This window comes from Proteus genomosp. 6 (assembly GCF_040139785.1).
Taxonomy (GTDB): Bacteria; Pseudomonadota; Gammaproteobacteria; order Enterobacterales; family Enterobacteriaceae; genus Proteus.
Window position 1 is genome coordinate 382,971 of sequence record NZ_JBEEVJ010000002.1, and the last position, 24,402, is coordinate 407,372.

The 24,402-nt window shown below is 37.1% G+C and carries 25 protein-coding genes; 7 read left to right on the forward strand and 18 right to left on the reverse strand.

Features of this window, described 5'->3' with window-relative positions:
* Positions 1-18: 18 nt before the first annotated feature.
* The 12 genes from ABN212_RS04235 to yddG form a co-directional block, all read right to left on the reverse strand.
* A complete protein-coding gene (locus ABN212_RS04235) occupies positions 19-1,167 on the reverse strand; it encodes a 1-propanol dehydrogenase PduQ (protein ID WP_198620597.1) in 1,149 nt (382 codons plus the stop codon).
* Between the two features lie 7 nt (positions 1,168-1,174).
* On the reverse strand, positions 1,175-1,438 hold the full coding sequence (locus tag ABN212_RS04240; protein WP_064721253.1) for a EutN/CcmL family microcompartment protein: 264 nt from the start codon (positions 1,436-1,438) through the stop codon (positions 1,175-1,177).
* 26 nt (positions 1,439-1,464) lie between these two features.
* A complete protein-coding gene (locus ABN212_RS04245) occupies positions 1,465-3,132 on the reverse strand; it encodes an acetaldehyde dehydrogenase (acetylating) (protein ID WP_198620598.1) in 1,668 nt (555 codons plus the stop codon).
* 73 nt (positions 3,133-3,205) lie between these two features.
* Positions 3,206-3,484, reverse strand: a complete 279-nt coding sequence (locus ABN212_RS04250) for a BMC domain-containing protein (RefSeq protein ID WP_006536328.1) — start codon at positions 3,482-3,484, stop codon at positions 3,206-3,208.
* Between the two features lie 14 nt (positions 3,485-3,498).
* Positions 3,499-3,783, reverse strand: a complete 285-nt coding sequence (locus tag ABN212_RS04255) for a BMC domain-containing protein (protein ID WP_006536329.1) — start codon at positions 3,781-3,783, stop codon at positions 3,499-3,501.
* A 20-nt stretch (positions 3,784-3,803) separates the two neighbouring features.
* Positions 3,804-4,082 (reverse strand): BMC domain-containing protein, encoded by a 279-nt coding sequence (locus ABN212_RS04260; RefSeq protein WP_004249182.1) that lies wholly within the window; start codon positions 4,080-4,082, stop codon positions 3,804-3,806.
* A gap of 665 nt (positions 4,083-4,747) precedes the next feature.
* The gene (locus ABN212_RS04265) at positions 4,748-5,266 is read right to left on the reverse strand and encodes a FidL-like protein (protein WP_006536331.1); all 519 of its coding nucleotides are present in this window, start codon (positions 5,264-5,266) and stop codon (positions 4,748-4,750) included.
* Positions 5,266-6,126: a transcriptional regulator gene (locus ABN212_RS04270; protein ID WP_198620599.1), complete on the reverse strand. Its 861-nt coding sequence runs from the start codon at positions 6,124-6,126 to the stop codon at positions 5,266-5,268. Before ABN212_RS04270 ends, ABN212_RS04265 begins: the two co-directional genes overlap by 1 nt.
* A 26-nt stretch (positions 6,127-6,152) precedes the next feature.
* On the reverse strand, positions 6,153-6,740 hold the full coding sequence (locus ABN212_RS04275) for a TetR/AcrR family transcriptional regulator (RefSeq protein WP_198620600.1): 588 nt from the start codon (positions 6,738-6,740) through the stop codon (positions 6,153-6,155).
* Between the two features lie 382 nt (positions 6,741-7,122).
* Positions 7,123-7,806 carry a hypothetical protein gene (locus tag ABN212_RS04280; RefSeq protein ID WP_198620601.1) on the reverse strand — a complete coding sequence of 228 codons (684 nt, stop codon included), beginning with the start codon at positions 7,804-7,806 and terminating at the stop codon, positions 7,123-7,125.
* A 128-nt stretch (positions 7,807-7,934) separates the two neighbouring features.
* On the reverse strand, positions 7,935-9,209 hold the full coding sequence (locus tag ABN212_RS04285; protein ID WP_198620602.1) for a bifunctional O-acetylhomoserine aminocarboxypropyltransferase/cysteine synthase: 1,275 nt from the start codon (positions 9,207-9,209) through the stop codon (positions 7,935-7,937).
* A gap of 211 nt (positions 9,210-9,420) precedes the next feature.
* Positions 9,421-10,335, reverse strand: coding sequence for an aromatic amino acid DMT transporter YddG (gene yddG / locus ABN212_RS04290; protein ID WP_198620603.1), 915 nt, complete (start codon positions 10,333-10,335; stop codon positions 9,421-9,423).
* 866 nt (positions 10,336-11,201) lie between these two features.
* On the opposite strand from yddG, the gene ABN212_RS04295 reads away from it, so the two are divergent.
* The 6 genes from ABN212_RS04295 to ABN212_RS04320 all read left to right on the forward strand — a co-directional run bounded on the left by ABN212_RS04295 (position 11,202) and on the right by ABN212_RS04320 (position 16,995).
* Complete coding sequence (locus ABN212_RS04295; protein ID WP_198620604.1) at positions 11,202-11,741, forward strand: fimbrial protein; 540 nt, start codon at positions 11,202-11,204, stop codon at positions 11,739-11,741.
* Between the two features lie 98 nt (positions 11,742-11,839).
* Complete coding sequence (locus ABN212_RS04300) at positions 11,840-12,520, forward strand: fimbrial biogenesis chaperone (protein WP_198620605.1); 681 nt, start codon at positions 11,840-11,842, stop codon at positions 12,518-12,520.
* A 95-nt stretch (positions 12,521-12,615) separates the two neighbouring features.
* Positions 12,616-15,075: a fimbria/pilus outer membrane usher protein gene (locus tag ABN212_RS04305; RefSeq protein ID WP_349442938.1), complete on the forward strand. Its 2,460-nt coding sequence runs from the start codon at positions 12,616-12,618 to the stop codon at positions 15,073-15,075.
* Positions 15,075-15,593 (forward strand): fimbrial protein, encoded by a 519-nt coding sequence (locus ABN212_RS04310; protein WP_109373217.1) that lies wholly within the window; start codon positions 15,075-15,077, stop codon positions 15,591-15,593. Before ABN212_RS04305 ends, ABN212_RS04310 begins: the two co-directional genes overlap by 1 nt.
* Positions 15,593-16,666 (forward strand): fimbrial protein, encoded by a 1,074-nt coding sequence (locus ABN212_RS04315; protein WP_198620607.1) that lies wholly within the window; start codon positions 15,593-15,595, stop codon positions 16,664-16,666. Before ABN212_RS04310 ends, ABN212_RS04315 begins: the two co-directional genes overlap by 1 nt.
* A 26-nt stretch (positions 16,667-16,692) precedes the next feature.
* On the forward strand, positions 16,693-16,995 hold the full coding sequence (locus tag ABN212_RS04320) for a helix-turn-helix domain-containing protein (protein ID WP_198620608.1): 303 nt from the start codon (positions 16,693-16,695) through the stop codon (positions 16,993-16,995).
* A 149-nt stretch (positions 16,996-17,144) separates the two neighbouring features.
* On the opposite strand, the gene potD is transcribed toward ABN212_RS04320, so the two are convergent.
* The 6 genes from potD to ABN212_RS18845 all read right to left on the reverse strand — a co-directional run bounded on the left by potD (position 17,145) and on the right by ABN212_RS18845 (position 23,135).
* Positions 17,145-18,188 carry a spermidine/putrescine ABC transporter substrate-binding protein PotD gene (gene potD / locus ABN212_RS04325; protein WP_069366989.1) on the reverse strand — a complete coding sequence of 348 codons (1,044 nt, stop codon included), beginning with the start codon at positions 18,186-18,188 and terminating at the stop codon, positions 17,145-17,147.
* Between the two features lie 112 nt (positions 18,189-18,300).
* Positions 18,301-19,080 (reverse strand): spermidine/putrescine ABC transporter permease PotC, encoded by a 780-nt coding sequence (gene potC, locus ABN212_RS04330; protein ID WP_036934543.1) that lies wholly within the window; start codon positions 19,078-19,080, stop codon positions 18,301-18,303.
* Entirely contained in the window at positions 19,077-19,937 is an 861-nt protein-coding gene (gene potB / locus ABN212_RS04335) for a spermidine/putrescine ABC transporter permease PotB (RefSeq protein WP_109373214.1), read from the reverse strand. The genes potC and potB overlap by 4 nt, the downstream gene beginning before the upstream one ends.
* Positions 19,921-21,036, reverse strand: a complete 1,116-nt coding sequence (gene potA, locus ABN212_RS04340; RefSeq protein WP_311750443.1) for a spermidine/putrescine ABC transporter ATP-binding protein PotA — start codon at positions 21,034-21,036, stop codon at positions 19,921-19,923. Before potA ends, potB begins: the two co-directional genes overlap by 17 nt.
* A 546-nt stretch (positions 21,037-21,582) precedes the next feature.
* Positions 21,583-22,869: a S8 family peptidase gene (locus ABN212_RS04345; RefSeq protein WP_198626496.1), complete on the reverse strand. Its 1,287-nt coding sequence runs from the start codon at positions 22,867-22,869 to the stop codon at positions 21,583-21,585.
* A 161-nt stretch (positions 22,870-23,030) separates the two neighbouring features.
* Positions 23,031-23,135: a CbrC family protein gene (locus ABN212_RS18845; RefSeq protein ID WP_198630301.1), complete on the reverse strand. Its 105-nt coding sequence runs from the start codon at positions 23,133-23,135 to the stop codon at positions 23,031-23,033.
* Between the two features lie 194 nt (positions 23,136-23,329).
* On the opposite strand from ABN212_RS18845, the gene dusA reads away from it, so the two are divergent.
* Positions 23,330-24,364 (forward strand): tRNA dihydrouridine(20/20a) synthase DusA, encoded by a 1,035-nt coding sequence (dusA, locus tag ABN212_RS04350; protein WP_198620610.1) that lies wholly within the window; start codon positions 23,330-23,332, stop codon positions 24,362-24,364.
* The last annotated feature ends 38 nt before the right edge of the window (positions 24,365-24,402 follow it).

The following is a 24,402-nucleotide window of genomic DNA, read 5'->3' on the forward strand; positions in this document are numbered from 1 at the left end:
TATTAATTCGGTTGAGCATTAACTGTGTGATACACCGGCAAATGCCTGACGATACAATGTTTCTAATTGGTGTGTGTTCACGTCACGCGGATTTGTCGGCGTACAGCTATCTCGTAAAGCCTGTCCGACCATTTCCATTAAACGGGCATAAAAGTCCGCTTCACTGACACCGGTATCGCGAATACTCTTCGGCATACCCATTTCATCTTTCAATACATTAATGGCGACGATTAAACTGGTTACCCCTTCTCTTACGGTGCTAGCCGGAAGCCCTAAGCTTTGAGCAAGATAGGCGTAACGTTTTGCTGCTTCACTATTACAATCACCATGAAGGTTGGCGTTAAAGGCGACAACATGTGTCATCAATAACGCATTTGCACGACCGTGAGGAACGTGGAATACACCGCCTAATGCGTGGGCAAGACTGTGAGTAATACCCAGCGAAGCGTTAGTAAATGCCATGCCTGCAATACAAGATGCGTTATGCATTTTTTCGCGAGCCATTAAGTTGTCACCTTGATGGTGGCAATCAATAAGATGACCAAAGACTAACTTGACGGCTTTCTCTGCCATCGCATCAGAGAAATCAGATGCAGCTTTAGAAACATAAGCTTCTAGCGCATGACAAAGGACATCCATACCTGTATCAGCGGTAATGGCAGGTGGTACAGATTTCACCAACTCAGGATCGAGAATGGCGACATCAGGCAACATAAACTCATCAACCAAGACCAGTTTTTCACTGCGTGATTTGATCACTGAAAAAGAGGTCACTTCAGAGCCCGTGCCACTTGTGGTTGGGATCGCAATAAATTGTGGTTTTGTTCTGTTGCTCTCTTTACGGGTATGCCATAGGGAGTACATAACGGCTTTCGCGGCATCGATAACAGACCCACCACCGAGTGCGATAACCAAGTCTGGATAGTTGGCATCCATCATTTTCATACCACTAACAATGGCTGAAATATCAGGATCTGATGCCACATCATCATAGACTTGAAACTCGATACCTCGTTGCATTAACTTATCAGTGACTTTATTTGCAAAGCCAAACTTCACCATTGCTTTATCTGTCACCACAAATGCGCGGCGGGCAGTTAACCCAGAGAGAAAATCCAGTGCATTGGCGCCAAACTGAATTTTGGGTTTTATCAGAAACTCACTCATGTCGTTATTACTCCTTACTGTCCCGATAAACCTTCTCAACAATGGCAACCACTGACATCGCCTTGTAACGATCTTTGTTCAGTGCAAAGTATTCTTCAGCCAACACAACATCGTTGATACCTGCACCTACACTGTCCACTGCAACATACGTTTTGTTTTTCAGTGGTTTAAGCTCATCATCTAAAGTGGCTATCATTAATAAATTGCTACCTTTAAGTTCTGGGCTTTTTTGTGTCGCTACTACGTGTCCGATTACCTTTGCGAGGATCATGGTTTATATCGCCTTATATCAATGAGTTATTTACTCAGACGTCCGAGAACTTCCTTGATAATGCGTTCCACGTTTTCTTCGGTAATATCACCTTGTTCAATCACTTGCTGCGCACAAGCACTGACTGTCGTTGCATAAGGAGATGTACCAAAGCGATCATCACCTTGAGTTTGACGTTGTGCAGTGGCACATTCAGCATGAACAGGGGTTAAAGAAGGTGAACGAAAACGGTCATCATCAAGAATGCTGGTCTGGTGATTTGCGCTAGAAACAGCACAAGCAGAAACAGCAACTTGAGCAGCTTCTTGTGCTAAAGGACAAGGTTGTTTCAACTCTTCAACGGTACGCACGCCATAACCTACTTTACGAATATTCAGTAGATTCATTGGACCAACGTTGTCAGAGCTAGAACCACCACCAACAGCACCGCAACCTAAAGTAAGTGCAGGAGTAATATTGGTTGTTGCTCCGATACCGCCTAATGCCGCAGGGGTATTAATCAGAATACGGTTAACGGGTTTTTCTAAAGAGAACTGACGAATAACATCTTCATTTTTGGTATGAATAACTAAGGTATGACCTAAACCTTCGTTAGTCAGTAATTGCACCACACGATCGCACGCTGATTTCCAATCTTCTTCGATATACATTCCTAAGATTGGGCATAGTTTTTCGCGTGAATACGGATTTTTTGGTGAAACAGTATCTTGTAATGCGATTAATACACGCGTATTTGTGGGTACGCTAAAGCCTGCACGTTGGCTTAAATAAATCGCATCTTTACCCACAACGGCTGGGTTAATCGTACCGTTAGCACGCAGTAACATTGAAGCCACTTTTGTTGCTTCTTCGTCATTCATAAAGTAAGCACCTTGCGCTAATAACTCGCGGTGAACTTCGTTATAAATGCAACGTTCTACGATAATGGATTGCTCTGATGCGCAGATAACTCCGTTATCGAATGTTTTACTGGTGATGATATCGCTCACTGCTTTTTTGATATCCGCACTACGTTCGATAAATGCAGGACCATTACCTGGGCCGCCACTGATGGTTGGCGTACCAGATGCATAAGCTGCACGCACCATACCTTCACCACCAGTAGCTAAAATCAATGACACATCTTTGCTGTGCATTAATTCTTTTGTCGCTTCCAGAGTCAGTAATGTCACACCATCAACAATACCTGCTGGCGCACCAGCTTCTAGCGCCGCTTTTTTAACAATTTCTAACGCACGGAAACTACACTGTTTTGCATTTGGATGCGGAGAGAAAATAATCGCATTACCCGCTTTCAGTGCAATTAGGGTTTTATAGATAATGGTTGATGTTGGATTAGTTGAAGGGACTAACGCCGTGATAACACCTAAAGGCACGCCAACATCCATGACTTTTTTCACTTTATCGTCATTGATAATGCCAACGGTCTTCATGTCTTTCATATGTTCATACACACGCAATGACGCGAAGGTATTCTTCAGCACTTTGTCTTCCCACTTACCAAAGCCTGTTTCTTCGTTCGCCATTTTCGCCAACTCTTCTGCATGACGAGCGGCTTCAAATGCAATGTGTTTTACAATACTGTCGATTTTTTCCTGCGAAAACTTAGCATAAACAAGTTGTGCATTTTTCGCGTTACGAACTAGCTCACGAGCCAGTTGTCTGGATTGCAAATCTTTATCTAATGCAACCATGTCTTCCTCCATACAGGAGTTAAAAAATTTAGCTGAATAACTTATTTCTTTGCTTTACAGCACGCCTGAGTAATCAGGCTTTGTGCTGTTGTGCGATTTTCTCGATATCGTTATGCGGTCTTGCAATAACACGAGAAGTCACGACGGTGCCGATACGTTTTGCCGCTTCAACACCTGACTCAACCGCTGCATTGACTGCACCGACATCGCCTTTCACCATCGCTGTCACTAAACCTGAACCGACGTTTTCATAACCAATCAGTTCAACATTGGCTGCTTTACACATTGCATCAGCAGCTTCAATGCAAGCGACAAGACCTTTGGTTTCAACTAGACCTAGTGCTTCTTTCATATTTATTTCCTTCGTTATTCAGTCACTTTGTACTGGGCAACGATTTTTTGAATATCGTTATGTGGACGAGCGATGACTAATGAAGTCACAACCGTACCAACACGTTGAGCAGCTTCTAAGCCAGATTCCACAGCGGCTTTAACGGCACCTACATCACCTTTCACCATTGCAGTTACTAAACCTGAACCCACATTTTCGTAGCCGATTAACTCAACATTTGCCGCTTTACACATCGCGTCAGCTGCTTCAATACAAGCAACCAGCCCTTGAGTTTCAATAAGTCCTAATGCATCACCCATACGTTCTCCTAAGGCAGAAACTATGCCTTGTGTTTGATAACAATCTTGTTGATGTCATTGTGAGGACGAGCAATCACGAGCGATGTAACAACTTCACCCACGCGTTGTGCTGACTCCACACCTGAATCCACTGCAGCTTTCACTGCGCCTACGTCGCCTTTCACCATCGCAGTCACGAGACCTGAACCCACATTTTCATAGCCAATAAGTTCAACGTTCGCGGCTTTACACATAGCGTCAGCGGCTTCAATACATGCCACCAGACCTTTGGTTTCGATCAGACCTAATGCATCACCCATTTTCATTTCCTCCGAGAAGCCGTTTAACGGTTTACGTTTGCCCATTGTGTCTGCGTGGTGATTTTTTAAACGCAGACGTTGGTTTCAAAATCACTATAACGCGCAAAAAAGAAAACAAAATATAAATCCATGATATGAACACATATAGAATTTAACTCTGCTATTTAGCGTTATTTATGCCTCTATTTATCTTTTCATACTGTTAATTTCATTTTTTCATCGTTATAAAATTATTGAATTTCATAAAAAACAGATTAAAAAACAGGCAAATTAACTTTGTTAGAAGGATGTTGAAAAGGTGAAAAAAGCCAGTACATATCGACGGGAAAGATGTGCGGAATATCACTGATATTTGAACGTGAGATCAATAATTGAAAAAGGCTAAATAGAGTCTATATACAAATCGTGCTATTTTTTTGTTGATAACGTATTTATCAAAATTAAACCTTTACTACGGTGTATAAAAAATAAAGATGGGTACTCTTTACTATAAATGTCATGTAGACAATCGGTTCAAATTAAGGAATAAGCAAAAGAGCTAAAATCAGGAATGTGTGAGAAAAGAAGATTAATTAAGGGGATGGGATATATTGAGTTTTAGACAAACAAAAAGGCGGCTATGTACAAGCCACCTTTGCAAAAATGAGACCAAATAATCAGGGCAATTAATCGAATTTACTACCCGGTTTTAAGGTACAAATATAGAGGGGTGAATTGAGCGAACTTAAAAGTAATGTTTTCTCATTTAGCTTCTGTGCATTAATAAATAACCCATCATGACTGTCTGACATTTCACGCATAAAATAGTCAAAAATCACATCAGGTGATTCATCAATTGATGATGCACTAGCATCCCATTGGCTAACAAAATAGTGACGTTCAGTCGGTGAAACACGCTTAGTTGTATAATCAAATTTCACATAGCGTTGTAAATACAACCACCCTGCTTTTGAGGTGGTATACCCTTCAACAACAATCGATCCTTTACCATTGGCACCAAATGAAAAATGAATATTACCATTTACATTTTCATCTTCCATATTTTCAAAACGCATAATGCCTTTGGTTGAGCAAACCATGACACCTTCATTTTTAATGGTTAATAATCTTGTTGCTGCATAAGTGGCGACCAAGATAAAAATCAGGGCCGATAAAAAACATAAAAGTTTCCCTGAGATTTTCATTAGTATTTCCAAGAATAGTAAAAGTAATTATCGCAATAACTAAATGGGTTATCTTCGTTCTTTGCACAATGTGCTAAAAATACCCGCCCTAATCCATTTGTTTGTAATTTATCACCATAAAAGAAAACAAATCGCTCGCCTTTTACACACTGTAAATTAAGCTTCTTTCTTACCGCATCAAAATTGCGAACATAATTATCACTTACTGCAGAATTAATCATGGCTTCATTAGAAAGTAATTCACAATCATTGTGTGTTAATGGTGTTAGTGAAATTGGCTTTGATTGATGTTGGTTAAAAAAGATGATCACCGCAAGAAATATTGTACCTAATAAAAAACCAATGCTGGCTAAATACCAGCAAATTTCAGGTTTCTGTGTTTTTTGGGGCGCTTCTTCTTGCGTAGACTCTAAAGGTATTTGAGTTTGCGTTAAAGATAAAGGTGTCGTTGTTTCAACAGCGACTTGATTTTCATCTTTAACTAAAATAGGCGTTTCTTCATTCGTTTGAATTGAAGGTAATAACGTTGAATCATCAATCAGTTCAACTGAAATATCTGGATTAAATTCTAATCGTCCTTTCGCAATGGTAACAATGATATTTTCAATACCATAATGGCGAAATGTTTTTCGTAATAAACTCAAATATTGGTTTAAATTACTGTTTGAGGAAACTAACCCATTATCATCCCAAACACGTTTTAATACTTCATCACGATTAACCACTCCAGGGTGCTGAATAAAATAAAAGAGTAACGCATTTGCGGTAATAGAAAGATGTGTATCAACACTCTCTTTTTCTAATGATATCGCGCCATCCGTTGCGTCGTAATAAATTAAGGCATTTATTTTGTATTTCATTGTGCCCTCATTCATCCTGATTAAAATTACTGATTTGCTGTGTTTGTCATATAGTCAAATGTCATTTCAGATAATCGTTGAACTAATGCGCTACGCTCTTCTTGTGAGATAGTAGGGCCTTCTGTTAATTCAGATAACCAAAGACCATCGGCAGCATAACGAATTAAAGTCCCTAAATAACTATTATCTAATTTATCGCCTTTGGCTAAATGTTCTAACATCCAATCTCGCCAGCATTTGCGCATAATAGGTTCATTTGGCATGGCTAAAGACAATATGGCTAATTGGCGACTTTCGTCTGACTGTTTTAAATCAGAAATATAAGTTAAATATGCGCGAGAAAAACGCCCCGCTTCAATAGGATCATTTTCCATAATAACGGCAATACGGCTATCCATAATACCTAATAAACGCTTAAAGACCGCGTGCACCAACTCTAGTTTTCCGGGGAAATGATGAAGTAATCCACCTTTACTTACCCCTGCTTCTTTTGCTACGGCATTTAAAGAGAGAGAGGCTATTCCTTCATTAGCCACAATAATGCTTGCCGCTTCCAATAATTGTTCTTGAACTCGGATTGGGTCTTTTTTTCGGTGATGCGCAGTTGTATTCATGACAAGGATAATACCGACCAGTCGGTATGTTCCTTATTGATCGAAATCAATTTGATTTCGACTGATGCTTATTATATGTAAATAATGCAGTTGACTTCACATTCCTTTATTTTTAATCAAACTTAATTTAAAAAATAAAATTATTTTACAGAATTGATCTAAATAATATAATTACCTAACGAGAATAAATATAACTTGATTACTATCAATAAAATCCCGTGCAAATATTAAACAAAAAAAAATTAAAATCATTGATTAAATAAAATAAAGAGAACATCGAGAAATGAACTCTTTATTTTAAATTAAAATATATAATTCATTATATTGTAGAGTATTTACTCTGTGCTTTATTAGAAATACCTTCCAAGTTAAAACCAATGTCTTATATATTATATCCCATCATCATAAATTTATGCTCATATTTATTTAAAGTCTTTTCAAGTGATGGAAGAATATCATATATAGGCTCTTCTTTGGCGGATTCACTTTCACACGTATCAAAAAATATATTTATAAGCGAGAGAGAATTACTCTCATTTATATTGTTTACTCTTTTAAAATCCTCTATAGTTTTAATAATACAATCATTATAATATATTCTATTTTTATTCTCTTTTATATTATATGTTTCTTCATGTATATTTTCTTCCTGAACGCCCTCCAATTTATATTCTCCACCTTCTGGTATACCTGAAAAATCCTCACTTGAAAATTTAACAATAACCTTATTTAAATTAGACTCATAATCTAAACTACCATATAAATCATTTTTAATTTCACAATATAAACTCTCATTTGATTTGTTATTTCCCACTACATTATTTAATCTCTCCCCTTCTTCTCTATATGGGGCTTTATTAGATACTCTCATATATATATTATTTTTATAATCAGCTTTATCTCTAGAGTTTTCTGAACTAACATTTTTAAAAGAAACACTACTATTAAATAAACGAGTTATACCAGAACTAAGACTAGAAAAAAAATCAACAATATTACTGATTGATTTTAGCGCTCCTGTAGTAAATTGACTAGCGGTATCTCTAAGAAATGAAACAACACTCATAATATATCCTTATATTAAATAGATGAGCATTAAATTAAGTGTCAGATATTAATAAAACTACAAAATTTAAATATAAAAAAACCTCCTTTAAATAAAGAAGGCTTAATTTGAATTATTTGAATGGCTAATTAAACACTGGCCATTAATGCCTGCTCTAAATCTGCAAGAATATCGTCAATATGTTCAATACCAATAGATAAACGAATTAAATCACGTGAAACGCCTGCACGTTCTAATTCTTCATCATTTAATTGGCGATGAGTGGTTGATGCTGGATGACATGCTAATGATTTTGCATCACCGATATTCACAAGGCGAACAATGAGTTGCAATGCATCAATAAATTTCGCCCCAGACTCTGCCCCCCCTTTGATCCCAAAAGAGAGAATACCCGCAGGTTTACCTGACATATAACGTACCGCTAAATCATGTTCAGGATGATGAGTTAAGCCCGCATATTTAACCCATGCGACTTGAGGATGACTTTGCAGATATTCTGCCACTTTCTGTGTATTTTCAGTGTGGCGATCCATGCGTAGCGCCAACGTTTCTAACCCTTGTAGAATTAAAAAAGCATTAAATGGCGATAGTGCCGCCCCCGTTCCACGCAAAGGAGCAACACGACATCTTGCTATATAAGCAGCTGCACCAAAATGCTCAACATAATTTACCCCGTGATAAGAAACATCGGGTGTATTTAATATTTCAAAGCGATCTTTATGTTCAGCCCACGGAAATTTACCAGAATCCACAACAATACCGCCAATCGAATTACCGTGACCACCAATATATTTGGTTAACGAATGAATAATAATATCCGCACCATGTTCAAAAGGACGGCACAAATAAGGTGTTGCAACCGTATTATCAACAATTAAAGGCACACCATGACGATGAGCAGCATCTGCTAATGCTTTAATATCAACAATATTCCCACTTGGGTTTGTTATTGTTTCGCAAAATACCGCTTTGGTATTTTCATCAATTAGCGCTTCAAGTGCAGCAATATCATCATGAGGAGCAAAACGCGCTTCAATACCAATTCGTGGAAATGTATGCGCCATTAAATTATATGTGCCGCCATAAAGCTTCGCGACAGAAACAATATTGTCACCCACTTGGGCAATAGTTTGAATAGCGTAAGTAATTGCCGCCATACCTGATGCCACAGCAACAGACGCAATTCCGCCTTCTAATGCCGCAACCCTTTTTTCTAATACGTCATTGGTTGGGTTCATTATTCGGGTATAAATATTTCCAGGCACTTTTAAGTCAAAAAGATCAGCACCATGTTGCGTATCATCAAACGCATAAGAAGTCGTTTGATAAATAGGCACAGCAACAGCTTTTGTGGTTGGATCAGGTGAATAACCGGCGTGAATAGAAAGTGTCTCAAGTTTCATAGCAATCCCTTTTTATTGCATTTGTTCTTATCGTATTACTTAGATACTAAATCGAAGTAGGATCTGTTAGTCTATAACTAATATAGATAAGCTGATATTCCACCTATCGCATAGTGAAATAATTTCAACTTCGATTAATTAACTGGAAGACGAATAAAATTCACTTCTCAATAAATACGCAATTTGGTTTATATTGAAGCTAATTTTTGTGCTATTTAGCCATTTTAAGTGGTTTTATCCTTTTTTGACGAGTGGCTAACCAGCAAATTAAAGAGCCACCAGTCACCATCATTACGCCTTGCCAAAATGAGAAAGAGAGTGCGGTAGACAATAATATTGATGAGAATGCAGTAGAAATAACGGGAGTAAAATAAGAGAGTGTGGCTAATAAGGTCACATTGCCTCTGATCATGCCGATTGTCCAAGCCGCATTTGCAAGCCCAATAGCCGCACCCGTTATTAATAGTAGTGTGATACTTTTTGTATTCACGATCCACTCTACTGGTGCTGAAAATAGGTATTGCCCCCACAATGCAAGTGACGTTAATAAAAAGAAAGGTACAATGCCGTTATTCCCGCCAGACATAAGGCGAGTTAAATTGCTATAAAACGCCCATAGAATGGCACCTGAAAACGCCAATATATAGCTTAATGGATTGCTTTGAATATTCTTCCATAAACCGTCAATTGTCAGCGGATTATCGCCACTCACAACCCAGACTAATCCACTAAATGCACATAATAATCCGACAATCAGTAAAATAGAGAATCGCTGCTTATTAAGTATTACGGCAAGCGCTAGTGTAAAACTAGGCCATAAATAATTCACCATTCCTAGCTCTATGGCTTGTGTTCTGTCTGTTGCAAATCCCAAAGCTAAAGATAAACAGACTTCATAAGTAACAAATAATAGCCCTCCCCAGAAAAGATAGCGTTTAGGAAAGCGTGATAACTTAGGTACACCTAAAATCAAAATAAGAAAGAGTGTACCTGTGGTATAAATCAGTGCGGCACCCCCTACAGCACCAAAATACTCACTAATATTACGAATTAAGCCAACAATGGTGCTCCAAAGTAGAATGGCAACAATGCCATATAATGTCCCTTTTGATGAGCTAGATATCATTTTTTTGCCTTCGAGTTCAAGATCCGGTCATTAGAACCGATATTAAAACAGAATCAATGTAATTGCTTTAATTACTATCATGCAAAAAATGAAAAACGAATAGGCAAAAATAAAAAGGAAATCTTGAGCAATGAAACATTTTGTTACAATTTATATTGAAAATAAAATATATTGATCCACTCCCCTTGGTTGTAAAAAAAGAGAGAAGAATTATAAATTGTAAAATTATGACATCTAATTTCAAAAAAAAATGAATTAATATTACTTCTATTTTTTTTTGAAAAAGCAAATTTAAATCTTTTATTTCTGTAAAAAAACATTCTATTTCGTTTCTTTTCCCCTCAATACGTGTAAATTTTTGTTTCACCATGTAAATATTTTTATCATAAAATATATATTATGAAACATAATGTTATACGTATAAACACCTTATCTATTTTGGATAATCATTATTTGACTGCAAAAAATACAATAAATATCAATCAGATAAATTCAAAATTAACATACATTATATAAACTTATGTATTTTCCCATTTCTTAACATTAATTTTTACCTATAGTTAATAGAATATCCGTAGTTTTTAACTATCGAACCTATCAAAAATTATCGTTTTAAACGATTTCTATAATTTTTTTAGCCCATCTATAATTTTCGCTAATTTGACTTAAGTGCAATATGAATTTTATTCCTGTTTAATGTGAAATTTGATCTATTCGTTCTTATTTTAATAGGTGTATTAATAATTCTATTTACGCTTCTCAAACCTATTTTAATCACTGCTTCTTCATTTATTAAGCAGGGTTAAATATAGCTTATTTTATTAAGCTAAAAACAAAGATATATATTGAAAATATAGGAACAATGCATGAAAAAGTTATTATTATCTGCCATTATTACTTCAACAATGGCAGTTATTGCAGCACCTGCATTAGCAGCAACTACCACCACTGTAAATGGCGGTTCTGTTAACTTCGAAGGTTCTGTCGTTAATGCGGCTTGTGGTGTTGATAGCAGCTCATCAAACCAAACCGTTCACTTAGGTCAATTCCGTGTTGTTGAATTCGCAGCGAAAGGTGATGAAACAAACCGAATTCCTTTTAGTATCAAATTAAATAATTGTGATACTACAGTATCAGCTAATGCTGCAATTACCTTCAACGGTACGGCTTCAAGTGGTGATGCAAATGCGTTTGCATTACAAGGTGCTAATTCAGCAGAAAATATTGCTTTAAAAATTACTGATTCTACTAGTGCCATTGTTGCACCAAACCAAGCTTCTACAACTCAAAAACTGATTGATGGTGAAAACCAATTACATTACAACGCCTCCCTTATTTCAACTGAAGATGCGGTTAAGGCAGGTAGCGCAAACGTCACCACAAACTTTATGATTACCTACTCTTAATTGCTAATTATTTTTGATTGATATCTTATTGCCAAGGACGGCATATTTTTCTATCAAAAATACAATTGCCCGTATTCATTACCTAATGTATCTTTATTATGAAAAAAATACTTATATTCCTTGTTGTTTTTCTCTTTCCATTATTATCTTATTCTAATGGTGTTTCATTGGGTGCAACACGTATTGTTTATAATTCTAATATTAAACAAACGAATCTTGTAGTAACGAATTCAGATAAAGAAAATAATTTCCTCATTCAATCATGGGTTTCAGATATCGATGGAAATAAAACAACTGATTTTATTGTTACGCCTCCTTTATATATTTTAGATGCCAATAAAGAAAATGCATTAAGAATTATGTATGTCGGTAAATCATTACCAAAAGATAAAGAAAGTTTATTTTGGATGAATGTAAAAGTTATACCTTCATTACAAAAAGGGCTTGAGAAAGAAAATACCATGCAAATTGCGATACAAAGTCGAATTAAATTATTTTATCGCCCAAGTATTTTACCGGCTTATAGTGAAAAATTTGCTAATGAAATTAAGTTTTCTTATCAAAATGGGGAACTTATTGCCACTAATCCAACGCCTTATTATATTACGATGGTAAATCTAGCCGTAACAGGTAGTCAACTTCCATCAAGTATCATGCTCAATCCTTTATCCCAATTAACATTGGGAAAAATAAATCGAAATGAAAATACAATTTCATTCCAAACAATTAATGATTACGGCGCACAGACCCCAGTATTAAAAAAAGAAATTACTCATTAACAATTACATCTGCTTTTAGCTTGTTGGTTAAAAATCATGGTTAATAAAAATACAGTTTGTTTTCTTTTTCTGGCATCATTACGATTTCATTAATATTGCCATTTCCTTCATATAGTGCAAACCGATTTAATCCTGCATTTTTATCTGATTCACCTGAAGCAGTCACTGATTTAAGCTATTTTGAAGCAGGAAACAGTATTAAACCCGGTGATTATCCTCTGGATATTATTTTTAATAATGAATATCTACGAAATGAAAGTATTCATTTTATTAGCAATAATAAAAATGTGATCCCTTGTTTAAATAAAGCTTTTTTACAGTCACTAGGGATTAACATTAAGTTAATTACTGACTTTGATTTAAAATCAGAAAAAGAATGTATTGATATTTCGGATTCTATTCCTAATACCAGCGTTAATTATGATATTGAAAAACAAGCATTAAAAATTCAAGTACCTCAAGCCGCATTAAATCTCCAAGCACGAGGTTATATTCCACCGGAAAAATGGGATAACGGAATTACCGCTGGTTTATTAAATTACAGTTTTAGTGGTGCCAATAATTGGGGAAATTCTCATAATAATAGCTATTACCTTAATCTACGTAGCGGGATCAATATTGGCGCTTGGCGATTGAGAGATTATTCCACATGGAATTCATCAAATGGAAAGCATCAATGGGATCACATCAATACCTATCTTCAACGAAATATTGTGTCATTAAGAAGTCAGTTAAAAGTTGGCGATAGTTATACCTCATCAACATTATTCGACAGCGTTAATTTCCGAGGTGTTTCTTTAGAAAGTGATGACACCATGTTGCCAGATAGCCAACGAGGATTTGCACCTGTTGTGAGAGGTATTGCAAGTGGCAATGCCAAAGTTGTTATTCGACAAAATGGCTATGTTATTTATCAGACTTTTGTCTCTCCTGGTGCATTTGAAATTCGCGATCTTTATCCCACTTCAAATAGTGGCGATTTATATGTCTCGGTTGAAGAGAACGATGGAAGTAAACACGACTATATTGTGCCTTATTCTGCTGTACCTATTTTACAACGAGAAGGTCAAAAAAAGTTTGTTATTCAAGCGGGTGAAGTTCGCCAAGATAGCCAAAATAAAAAGCCTCGCTTTATCCAAGGTCATCTTATTTATGGTCTTCCTTATGACAGTACCGCTTACGGTGGTGCATTAATTACCTCTGATTATCAATCTTATGCGCTAGGTGTAGGTCGGAATATGGGAACTTTAGGTGCATTCTCAACGGATATCACCTTTGCCCATAGTAAATTACCTGATAATTCCACTTCTGAAGGGTACTCCCTGCGCTTTCTCTATGCCAAATCATTAAACCAATTTGGAACAAATTTTCAATTATTAGGATATCGCTATTCCACTTCGGGTTTTTATACGCTAGATGAAACACTTAATACTCGAATGTCAGGCTATCTCTATGAAAATAATAAAGAAGAACCATTACGCTATTTTAATTTACACAATAGAAAAAAAGGCAGTCTTCAAGTGAATTTATCACAGCAACTTGGAGATTATGGTTCTGTTTTCATGACAACCAATTGGCAAAATTATTGGGAAACCAATGAAAAAAATGTTCTGTTTCAAGCTGGTTATAACGGCAATGTAAAAGGCCTCTCTTACAATATTATTTATGGATACAACCGCATGATGAATAGCGGTCAGCGCGATCAAACACTCTCTTTGGGTATTTCGATTCCATTGCAATTATTAATGCCTTCAAGCTATCAATCCGTAAATAGTGCTTATCTCACTTATAACTATAGTCATAATGATAATGGTTATTCAGCACATAATGCCGGTGTAGCAGGCACATTATTTGAAGATAACACGCTCAATTACAGTGTTCAGCAAGGCTATAGTAATCAAGGCGGAAGTTATACGGGTAACGCAGCATTAGGTTATCAAAGTCGCTATGGCAACCTTAATGTGGGTTATAACTATAACAAAGAGGCTCAACAACTGAATTATAGCGTTGCTGGGGGGATGTTACTTCACAGCGAAGGTTTAACGTTAAGCCAGCCTTTAAGCTCAAATACCATTCTTGTTGATGCTCGCAAAACCGCAGACGTTCCCATCGATAATGCAACGGGGATTTATACCGACTGGCGTGGATTTGCCGTTATTCCTTATGCAACCGCTTATCGCCAAAATAAAGTCGCGCTTGATACCACAGCACTTCCTGATAATGTCGAAATTGAACAGAATATTCAGCAAGCTATTCCGACCCAAGGCGCTGTTATCAAAGTCAATTTTGATGCTAAAACAGGATATCGCCTACTCCTAACACTGCAGCGACAAGGGCGCCCACTTCCTTTTGGTGCCATAGCATCCGACAAGCAAAATCACCTATCCGGCATTATTGGTGATGATGGCTTACTTTACCTTTCTGGTGTCCCTGAATCAGGCGTATTAGATATTCGTTGGGGAAGTCGTGCGTCTGAACAGTGCCAAGTAAATTATAAATTACCTGAAAATCAACAAGATGAACCTTTTGTAAAAATGACACAGGAGTGCCAATAATGCATAAACTCACGCTTATTTTGGCTCTATCACTCCTTTTTATGACTAAAGGATATGCCTATGACACTTTAGTGCAAATTCATGCACGAGTGACAGGCAACACCTGCACCGTTGAGACAAACTCAGAAAATATTACAGTGAAACTTGGCGACATTGCGACGAAAGACTTCACATCAACGGCGATGAGCCAACAACGAACACCAGTTATTCCTTTTAGTATCAAATTAGTGGACTGTCAGCCAGAGGCCAGTGCGGTGAAAGTCAGTTTTAACGGTACGGGTGATCTCTCTGATAATACATTACTGGCGATTAATGATAATGGCGCAAAAGGTGTCGCTATTTCAATTATGGATAAAAATAGAACATCAATCGCAGTTAATGATAAAAGCCAATCTTATCCCCTGTTACCTAATCAAGATAATACCCTGCAATTTTACGCTCGCTATGTCGCCACTCAAGTGCCAGTCAGTGCAGGACAAGCCAATGCAACCACCACATTTTTATTGGAGTACCAATAATGAAACGTATTTTATTCCCCCTTACATTACTGGTTTCCCTTGTTTGTCTTCCCACAGAAATGGCATGGGCGGTGGCAGATCCTCTTGTAGTTTCACCGCCGCCAATGAATTTTGATGGCGCAGCGGATGGTACACCCACAGGCACTCCCATAACCTCAACGTGGATAGGTGAAACTTCCGTTTTTAATGGCTTTAAATGTGAAAATCAGTTCTTACAAAAATGTTGGGTAGAAACACTGTATGCCAATGCGTTAGGCTCAAAAATTAGTGGTATTTACTATTACGAAGGGGGAGATCGTTACCCAATTTATTCACTACCCGGAGTCAAAGGTATTGGCTATGCTTTTGGCCTAAAAGATAACAATGACAGTGTTTCTTATGTGCCAATTGATGTTAATAATGGTTCTGGTGCAACCATTATTTATCCAGCGGCAGGCTCTACTGTTAACCATAATGTTGACCGCATTTCATTAAAAGGCAAAGTAGTGTTTGTTGTCACAGATGAACACTTAGAAACGGGTATTTATAATATTCCTTATACCGTTATCGCCAATACTTGGTCTGAATATGGTGGTGCACATAAAGGTAATAACACCTCTCTCGTTGCTATTAACCCTGTGACAATCACCATTAAAGCCAGAGGTTGTACGGTCAATACGAAAAATCTCACCTATGAATTAGGCGATATCTCAATGCGAGATATGGCAACCATTGGTTCAACGTCAAAAACACAAAGTAAGCCCATTTCTGTCACTTGTGATACCAATGTTCACCTATATGCCAGCATGACCGACCAATCTACCTATTCTAATAATACAGATGTACTCACACTAACATCAGACTCTGATGCTTCGGGTATTGGGATACAGTTTCTTTTTAATGATAATCCAACCCCCGTCGTTTATGGGCCTGATATCAGCGCGACTGGACAACCTAATCAACGTCTACTTCATATAACAACTTCTAATAACGAAAACTACACATTAAACCTGTCAACTCGCTATATCACGACTGGAACACTAAAACCTGGTAAAGCAAACGGGTTAGCCAGTCTGACTTTTTCTTATCAATAATGATTTGAATTTCTAAGGCTGATTAAATGATTGATAACAGCAAAACCATTAATTTTCGTATAGGGCAACGAATACGTCATTTACGAAAGAAATTAAAATACTCAGGAGCCCTTTTTGCTCAAGAGTTAGGAATAAGCCAACAACAACTTTCTCGTTATGAACGGGGAACAAACAGGATAAGTATTGAATTTATTTATCTGATTTCTGAAAAATTTGATGTTCATATTAGTTATTTTCTACAGAGCAATTATTTAATTAATATTGAACAACAACGCAAAACGCAAGAAAAAAACAGTCGACTTGTTGCTGAATGTTGTATAAAAAAATAATACAAGCCACGCTTATTTTCTTTAATTATCTTTGGCTTACACAACCTCTCTCATTTATTTTTATTGTTAACTTAATGGAAACCTTATGCCTTTTTCGACATAAAAAAAGCCACCTTTATAAAGGTGGCTTTTTAGCAAATAAGATGCGATTAGCGTCCCGCTTTTAATTTTTGATAATAGCTTTCATACAACACTGTCGCATCACCCACATCATTTTGCCATTCGCCTTTATTGATAATCTCTTCTGTTGGATAAAGAGAATTATCTTTAGTGATCACATTTGGCAGTAGCTTTTGTGCGGCGAGATTAGGTGTTGGGTAACCAATGTTTTCAGCCACTTTTGCTGCAATTTCAGGGCGTAATAAGAAGTCGATAAGTTTATGAGCACCTTCGACATTTTTGGCATTAGCAGGAATAGCTAAGCTATCCATCCAGAAAATACCCCCCTCTTTTGGCCACACCATTTCAATAGGTGCACCAGCATCGCGAGCAATAAATGCAGAGCCATTCCAAATCATCCCTAAATTGACTTCCCCTTGCATATAAGGGTTAGCAGGATTATCTGAATTAAAGGCCAATACGTTTGGCATCAGCTTTTGTAGCTCTTTATAGGCTTCTTCAATCTCTTTAGGATCGGTTGTATTCCCCGAATAGCCTAATTTTAATAATGCCATTTGGAAAACTTCACGGGCATCATCGGTCAATAACAGGCTATCTTTATATTCAGGTTTCCATAAATCTGCCCATGAAGTAATGCTACTCACATCAACTTCATCGCTATTAATACCAATAGCGGTCGCACCCCAAATGTAAGGAATGGAGTAATCGTTTTCTGGATCGAATGATTTATGTAAGAGGCTAGGATCGAGATTATCAAAATTGGTTAATTTTGATTTATCGATTTTTTGTAGCATACCTTCATGACTCATTTTAGAAATAAAATAAGTAGAAGGAACCACCAAGTCATAAGCACCTTCTTTATAGGTCTTTAACTTGGTATACATGCTTTCATTGGATTCATAGGTGGAATAAATCACCTTAATCCCAGTTTCTTTCGTAAACTGTTCAAGCAGACCAGGCGGCACATACTCCGTCCAGTTGTAGAAATATAATGTCTTACCATCATCAGCCGATGCTGTGCCGATACTTAATGCCATTACGCTGGCAGCAAGTACTGAGGACCACTTTTTCATTTATGTTTCCTTCAGTGGTTGATGCGTTAATATCAAATAGGCAGTGAGCCTACCTCCAACAGATTGGTCTTCAAGACCCCAAAAAGTACGAGAAACTCGCACTAATGCATGTTTACGCTTTGCCAGTTCTGTCTCTTAAGATCAACTGACTAATTAATACTAATACTAAAGATAGACCTAAAAGGATGGTTGCAAGCGCATTCACTTCTGGCGAAACGCCCACTTTTACCATTGAGTAAATTTTCAGTGGTAAAATTTCATAGCTTGGCCCTGTCACAAAAGAGGAAACGACAACGTCATCCATAGATAACGTAAAGCTTAATAACCAACCTGAAGCTACTGCTGGCATTGCCAGAGGCATAATGATTTTACGTAAAATAGTAAATTCACCTGCCCCTAAATCTTTAGCAGCTTCCAGCATTTTTACATCAAACCCACTTAATCGTGAATACACAGTCACCACAACAAAAGGCAGGCAAAATGTAATATGTGAAAATAGAAGCGACCAAAATCCTAATGAAACACCTAGGATCATAAACAGTACAAGTAACGAAATCGCCATCACAATATCCGGCGACATCATGACGACAAACAACATACCACCGACAAATTTTTTGCCACGAAAACGGTAGCGATAAAGTGCAACCGCCGCTAATGAGCCGATTAATGTGGCGAATGTCGCAGAGGTGACCGCCATTGTTAATGAATGTCCTGCCGCTTGAAGCAGACTGTCATTATTAAATAAAATGGCGTACCAATCTGTGGTAAAGCCTTTCCAGTTGATCCCGAAACGTGATGAGTTAAAAGAGTTAACTATCAGAATGATGATCGGGATATAAAGATACGCGTAAATAATGGACATAAATCCACCACGCAATAACCGTCCTATCATTCTATTTCTACCTTCTTATGCAGTAGCTTCACGGCTCGGTAATACACAAACAGCATTAATCCCATCACCAATGTTAAACAAATACTTGTGGCTGCACCGAAAGGCCAGTCACGAATATTTAAGAATTGGCTCTTAATTACGTTACCAATTAATAAGTTTTTCGCACCACCCATTAAATCAGCAACAAAGAATAAGCCCATCGCAGGTAACATCACGAGTAAACAACCCGCAATAATGCCCGGCATTGTTAATGGAATAATAATACGAATAAAGGTTTGAAATTTATTAGCACCTAAATCGCGCGCTGCTTCTAAACAAGGTTTATCTAACTTTTCAATGCTGGAATATAACGGTAATACCATGAAAGGTAATAAAATATAAACCAGTCCCAGCACAACGGCTTCTGGGGTATAAATAATTCTGAGTGGCTTATCAATAAGTCCAATCCATAACAGGAATTCGTTAAAATAACCTTTCGTACTTAGGAATATTTTTAATCCATAAATACGAATAAGCGAGTTTGTCCAAAAAGGTACAATCAATAAAAACAACATTAATGGCTGTATTTTCTTAGGCATTTTTGCGAGGAAATAAGCAAAGGGATAACCTAATAATAAACAAGCTAATGTTGCGACTACCGCCATATTAATAGAATGCAGTAACACTTCTGCATACATCGGATCAAATAAGCGATAGTAGTTATCGAGTGTAAAGACCATCTCGACAAGGTTGGCATCATTACGCGTTAAAAAACTGGTCGCAATGATCATGATATTCGGCAAGAAGACGAACAGCATCAACCAACCCACAACACCAGTAATAACGATGTTTTGAAATAGTTTACGTGTTTTCTTCATCTGCCAGTACGACCTCCCAGCTTTCAACCCAAGTTACTGCAATTTTTTGGTCTAACGAGTGATCAACATCTGGATCATCTTCATTAAAGAATTCACTGACCATCACCACCTTGCCATTTTCCATTTCAACAACAGAATCTAGCGTCATGCCTTTATAGTTACGTTCACGAACATAACCAATTAACCCAGGAAGGTTTTCAAGATCGTGAATTTCTTCAACACGGAGATCTTCAGGTCGAAGTAATACTTTGAGTTGCTGATTTTGTGTCACAGGTAATGTGGTATAAATATCACATTCATGACCTTCAACATCAGCACGAATACGTGTTTCATCAATACGATGGAGCACACGCGCATCAAAGATATTAATTTCACCTATAAATTGCGCAACAAACAGATTTGTTGGCTCTTCATAAATTTCACGCGGAGTACCATCTTGCTCAATACGCCCTTCACGCATCACCACGATCCGGTCTGACATGGTCAGCGCCTCTTCTTGGTCATGAGTCACGAAAATAAAGGTGATCCCTAATTTACGTTGTAAGGCTTTTAATTCATTTTGCATCTGTTTACGTAATTTGTAATCCAGTGCAGATAATGATTCATCAAGCAATAAGACCTTTGGTTTATTCACAACAGCGCGCGCAATCGCAACACGTTGTTGTTGTCCACCAGAAAGGTGTACTGGGCGGCGTTGTGCGAAATCTTCAAGTTGCACCATACGCAATGCTTCTTCAACGCGAATATTAATCTCATCAGCAGGTGTTTTCTGCATGCGAAGACCAAATGCGACGTTTTCAAAAACAGTCATATGTGGGAAAAGCGCGTAACTTTGAAAAACCGTATTTACAAAACGTTGTTCCGCTGGGATATCCGTAATATCTTGTCCATCAAGGATAATTTGCCCATCGTCAACGTCTTCTAAACCCGCGATTAAACGCAAAACCGTCGTCTTACCACAGCCCGAAGGACCGAGGATGGTTAAAAACTCGCCATGGTTGATAGTGAGATCGAGGCGGGAAATAATTTGTTTTCCGTCGAAACCTTTACTTAAGGATTTTAATTCGACAACTGGTGTCAGAGATGTTTTCTCAGTCATTTAAGGTAATACTCTATCCCGAAGAATAATGCAGATAGAACCGCCACTGGAAAAGACTGTGTGAGCTGCCGGAGCATTATGCTCCACAGAAGCCCAAAACCAGCGACGCCGTATGTATAGTACAAGCGGAAAATGATAAACGCAGTGACGTGAAATTGAAAGCAAAAAGGTGCATAAACAATGAAAAACTATTCATATTTAAGTTTTTCATCATAAACCATGCCCTTTAGGGTTTATGCTAAAAACACAATAAAATCATAATGCTATTAATTTATATAAATCGTAAAAATCGATTAAGTTTATAATTAAATAAATTTTCTCTTAGAAGTTGTCTAATCGCCTTATTTTCCTATAAAAACTTATTAGCTCGTTTATTTGCAACGCTATTTTATGGTCGTTGTTTATACAAGAAAAGTTGATTAAATTACGATTCTTTTTATATTTTCATCTTATTATGATGATAAAAACTTTATATATCATATAGATGAAATTTAAATAACACCTCCTAATATTTAGGAGGTGTTAAGGGAATTAATACTATTGTACTTAATGACGTTTTATTAATTTTTTTAAATACAAAATTGCGTTGTTCACATTTGGTAAAGGGCCGATTTTGTCATTTAACAGTGGAAAAGTGCCTGTTCTAATTAATAAGTCACGCATTTGTATCGGCGTTAACACACTGTTTGTACGGTCTTTATACCAAGATTGGATCACAGCAGCGGCTCCCGCAACTAAAGCACTGGCTGACGATGTTCCACTAAAATTAGCGGTATAAGTATGGTTATCATCACTTCGAAACAGATCACCATAACCCGCTGTTGCAACATCCTCTCCCCACGCTTGTACATGAATAGGTGAACCATGCGTTGAGAAAGGTAATCGATTTAATGTATAAGGCGAACCTGCACCAACACGTATTGAGTTATTATCATGGCGTTGTCGGTAACTTTCATAAGCAGGTAAATCCAGATCTACGCCCCCATTACCTGCTGCCATAATCACAATGATCCCAGCATCTGTTAATGCGCGAGTCGCTTCCCAAATATGCATTTCATAATCCGCAGGTACATAAGCTTGATGTTCACAAATTGTCTGCATTTCATATAAAACAATATCACCAGCATGTAATATGCGTTTACTCGCAATAATCGCATCAATACGCCCACAAGTTAATTCAGAGATGGCATAAAACATATCTAATTTATAAGCGAGTCCAGTGATCCCTTTACCATCATTTTTTCCCATTATTAATCCCGCAACCGCTGTACCATGATCTGCCTGACTGGTTTTTTCATTAAATGGTAATAACGACGTAATATTATCCGTTGATAAATCATGATGAGAAAGATTGAAATCCCATTCAATATCAGCGACTTGTATTCCTTGCCCATATGCTTCTTGCTTCCATGCTTCACAAATCCCTAATCCTTTAATTTTATTAATATTCACTGTTTTTTCTGGCGTATTTAAGTATTGCTGATATTGAGTAAAATCAGGCGTAATATTAGGAGGTTCAATAGGTTGTATCGGCACCGTTTGTACATATTCAATATCAGGGTGTTGTTGTAATATTTTAATCACTTCATCTAAAGAATAATGATTATTCTCTGGTAAATTAAGGTAATAATATTTATTTAGATCATTAAAGTTTATTGTAATAGAATCTATATAATTTTTGGGTGGTAATTGATGAACAGATGATATTACCGGAACTAAAGGTATATTAGTTAAAAGGGAATGATGCATTTCATGGGAAGTAGAAAATGACAGTTTTTTATTATCATAATCAAGATTATTTAATTTTATAAGGATCTTTCTTTTAATGTTCATATTCAATGCTCCTCTTTTTATTTTTTCGCTTTATAGCGTAAAACCTTGAGCAGTGACTATTTCCATTTTTAATAGAGATAATATAAATAGGCTATTTTATAAAAATAAATATCAAGTCTATGTTCTAAAAAATAGACTTAATATTATTTGAATGATGTTCATTAACTAAAATCAATATGTAGGCGTAGTTTTCCACAACAATCACATATAACGGTATCATCTGTGATAAAAGCTCCTGTTTTTATCGGTTCAGGATGATATTTAATTTAAAATAAGGCAATGCTCTTTTTTCTGTTGGCATATAAGTTCCTATTTTGTTGTTTCTGACGACTCTTCTTGAGTTCATTAAAACACAGATCCACCATGCGTTAGTTATTCTCTATGCTATAATGCGCCCTCATTTTCTACCCTCACAAAAAAATAAGGGTAGCAACGCCTAAATAGACGAAAGAATTACAGCATGTCAGAAAATACAGAACTCAATAAACCAACAGAAAATCATCGTGTTAATAGCCATTCAAATACATATAATTTGAACCGTTTCTCTGTTGCGCCGATGCTCGATTGGACTGATCGTCATTGTCGTTATTTCTTTCGTCAGCTCAGTAAAAATACACTGCTTTATACTGAAATGGTCACAACAGGTGCCATCATTCACGGTAAAGGCGACTATCTAAAATACAGTGAAGAAGAACATCCAGTCTCTTTGCAGTTAGGTGGAAGCGATCCTCAAGCTTTAGCGCAATGTGCAAAATTGGCACAAGAGCGTGGCTATGATGAAATCAATTTAAATGTGGGCTGCCCTTCAGATCGCGTACAAAATGGGCGTTTTGGTGCTTGTTTAATGGGAGATGCACAACTCGTTGCAGATTGTGTGAAAGCCATGCGTGATGTCGTTGATATTCCTGTTACGGTAAAAACCCGTATTGGTATTGACGAGCTAGATAGCTACGAATTTCTATGTGATTTTATTGATACTGTTAGCCGTGATAATAACTGTGATACCTTTATTATTCATGCCCGTAAAGCATGGTTATCGGGTTTAAGTCCAAAAGAGAACCGTGAAGTTCCACCTTTAGATTATCCTCGTGTTTATCAATTAAAACGCGATTTCTCGCATCTCACTATGGCAATTAACGGTGGTATTAAGTCACTAGAAGAAGCCAAAGAGCACTTAAAATATATGGATGGCGTTATGGTAGGTCGTGAGGCTTATCAAAACCCGTCAATTCTAACGCATGTTGATCATGAGCTTTTTGACAACCAGCTACCTATTGCCAATGCAGTCACTGCGGTAAGAGCAATGTATCCTTATATTGAGAAAGAGCTCTCACAAGGTACTTATTTAGGTCATGTTACACGTCATATGTTGGGGATTTTCCAAGGTATTCCAGGCGCTAGACAATGGCGACGTCATTTAAGTGAAAATGCCCATAAACAGGGCGCTGATTTATCTGTTTTAGAAAATGCACTTAAATTTGTAACTGAAAAATAACGATATTAAAAATAAAACCAGCCACATTGGGCTGGTTT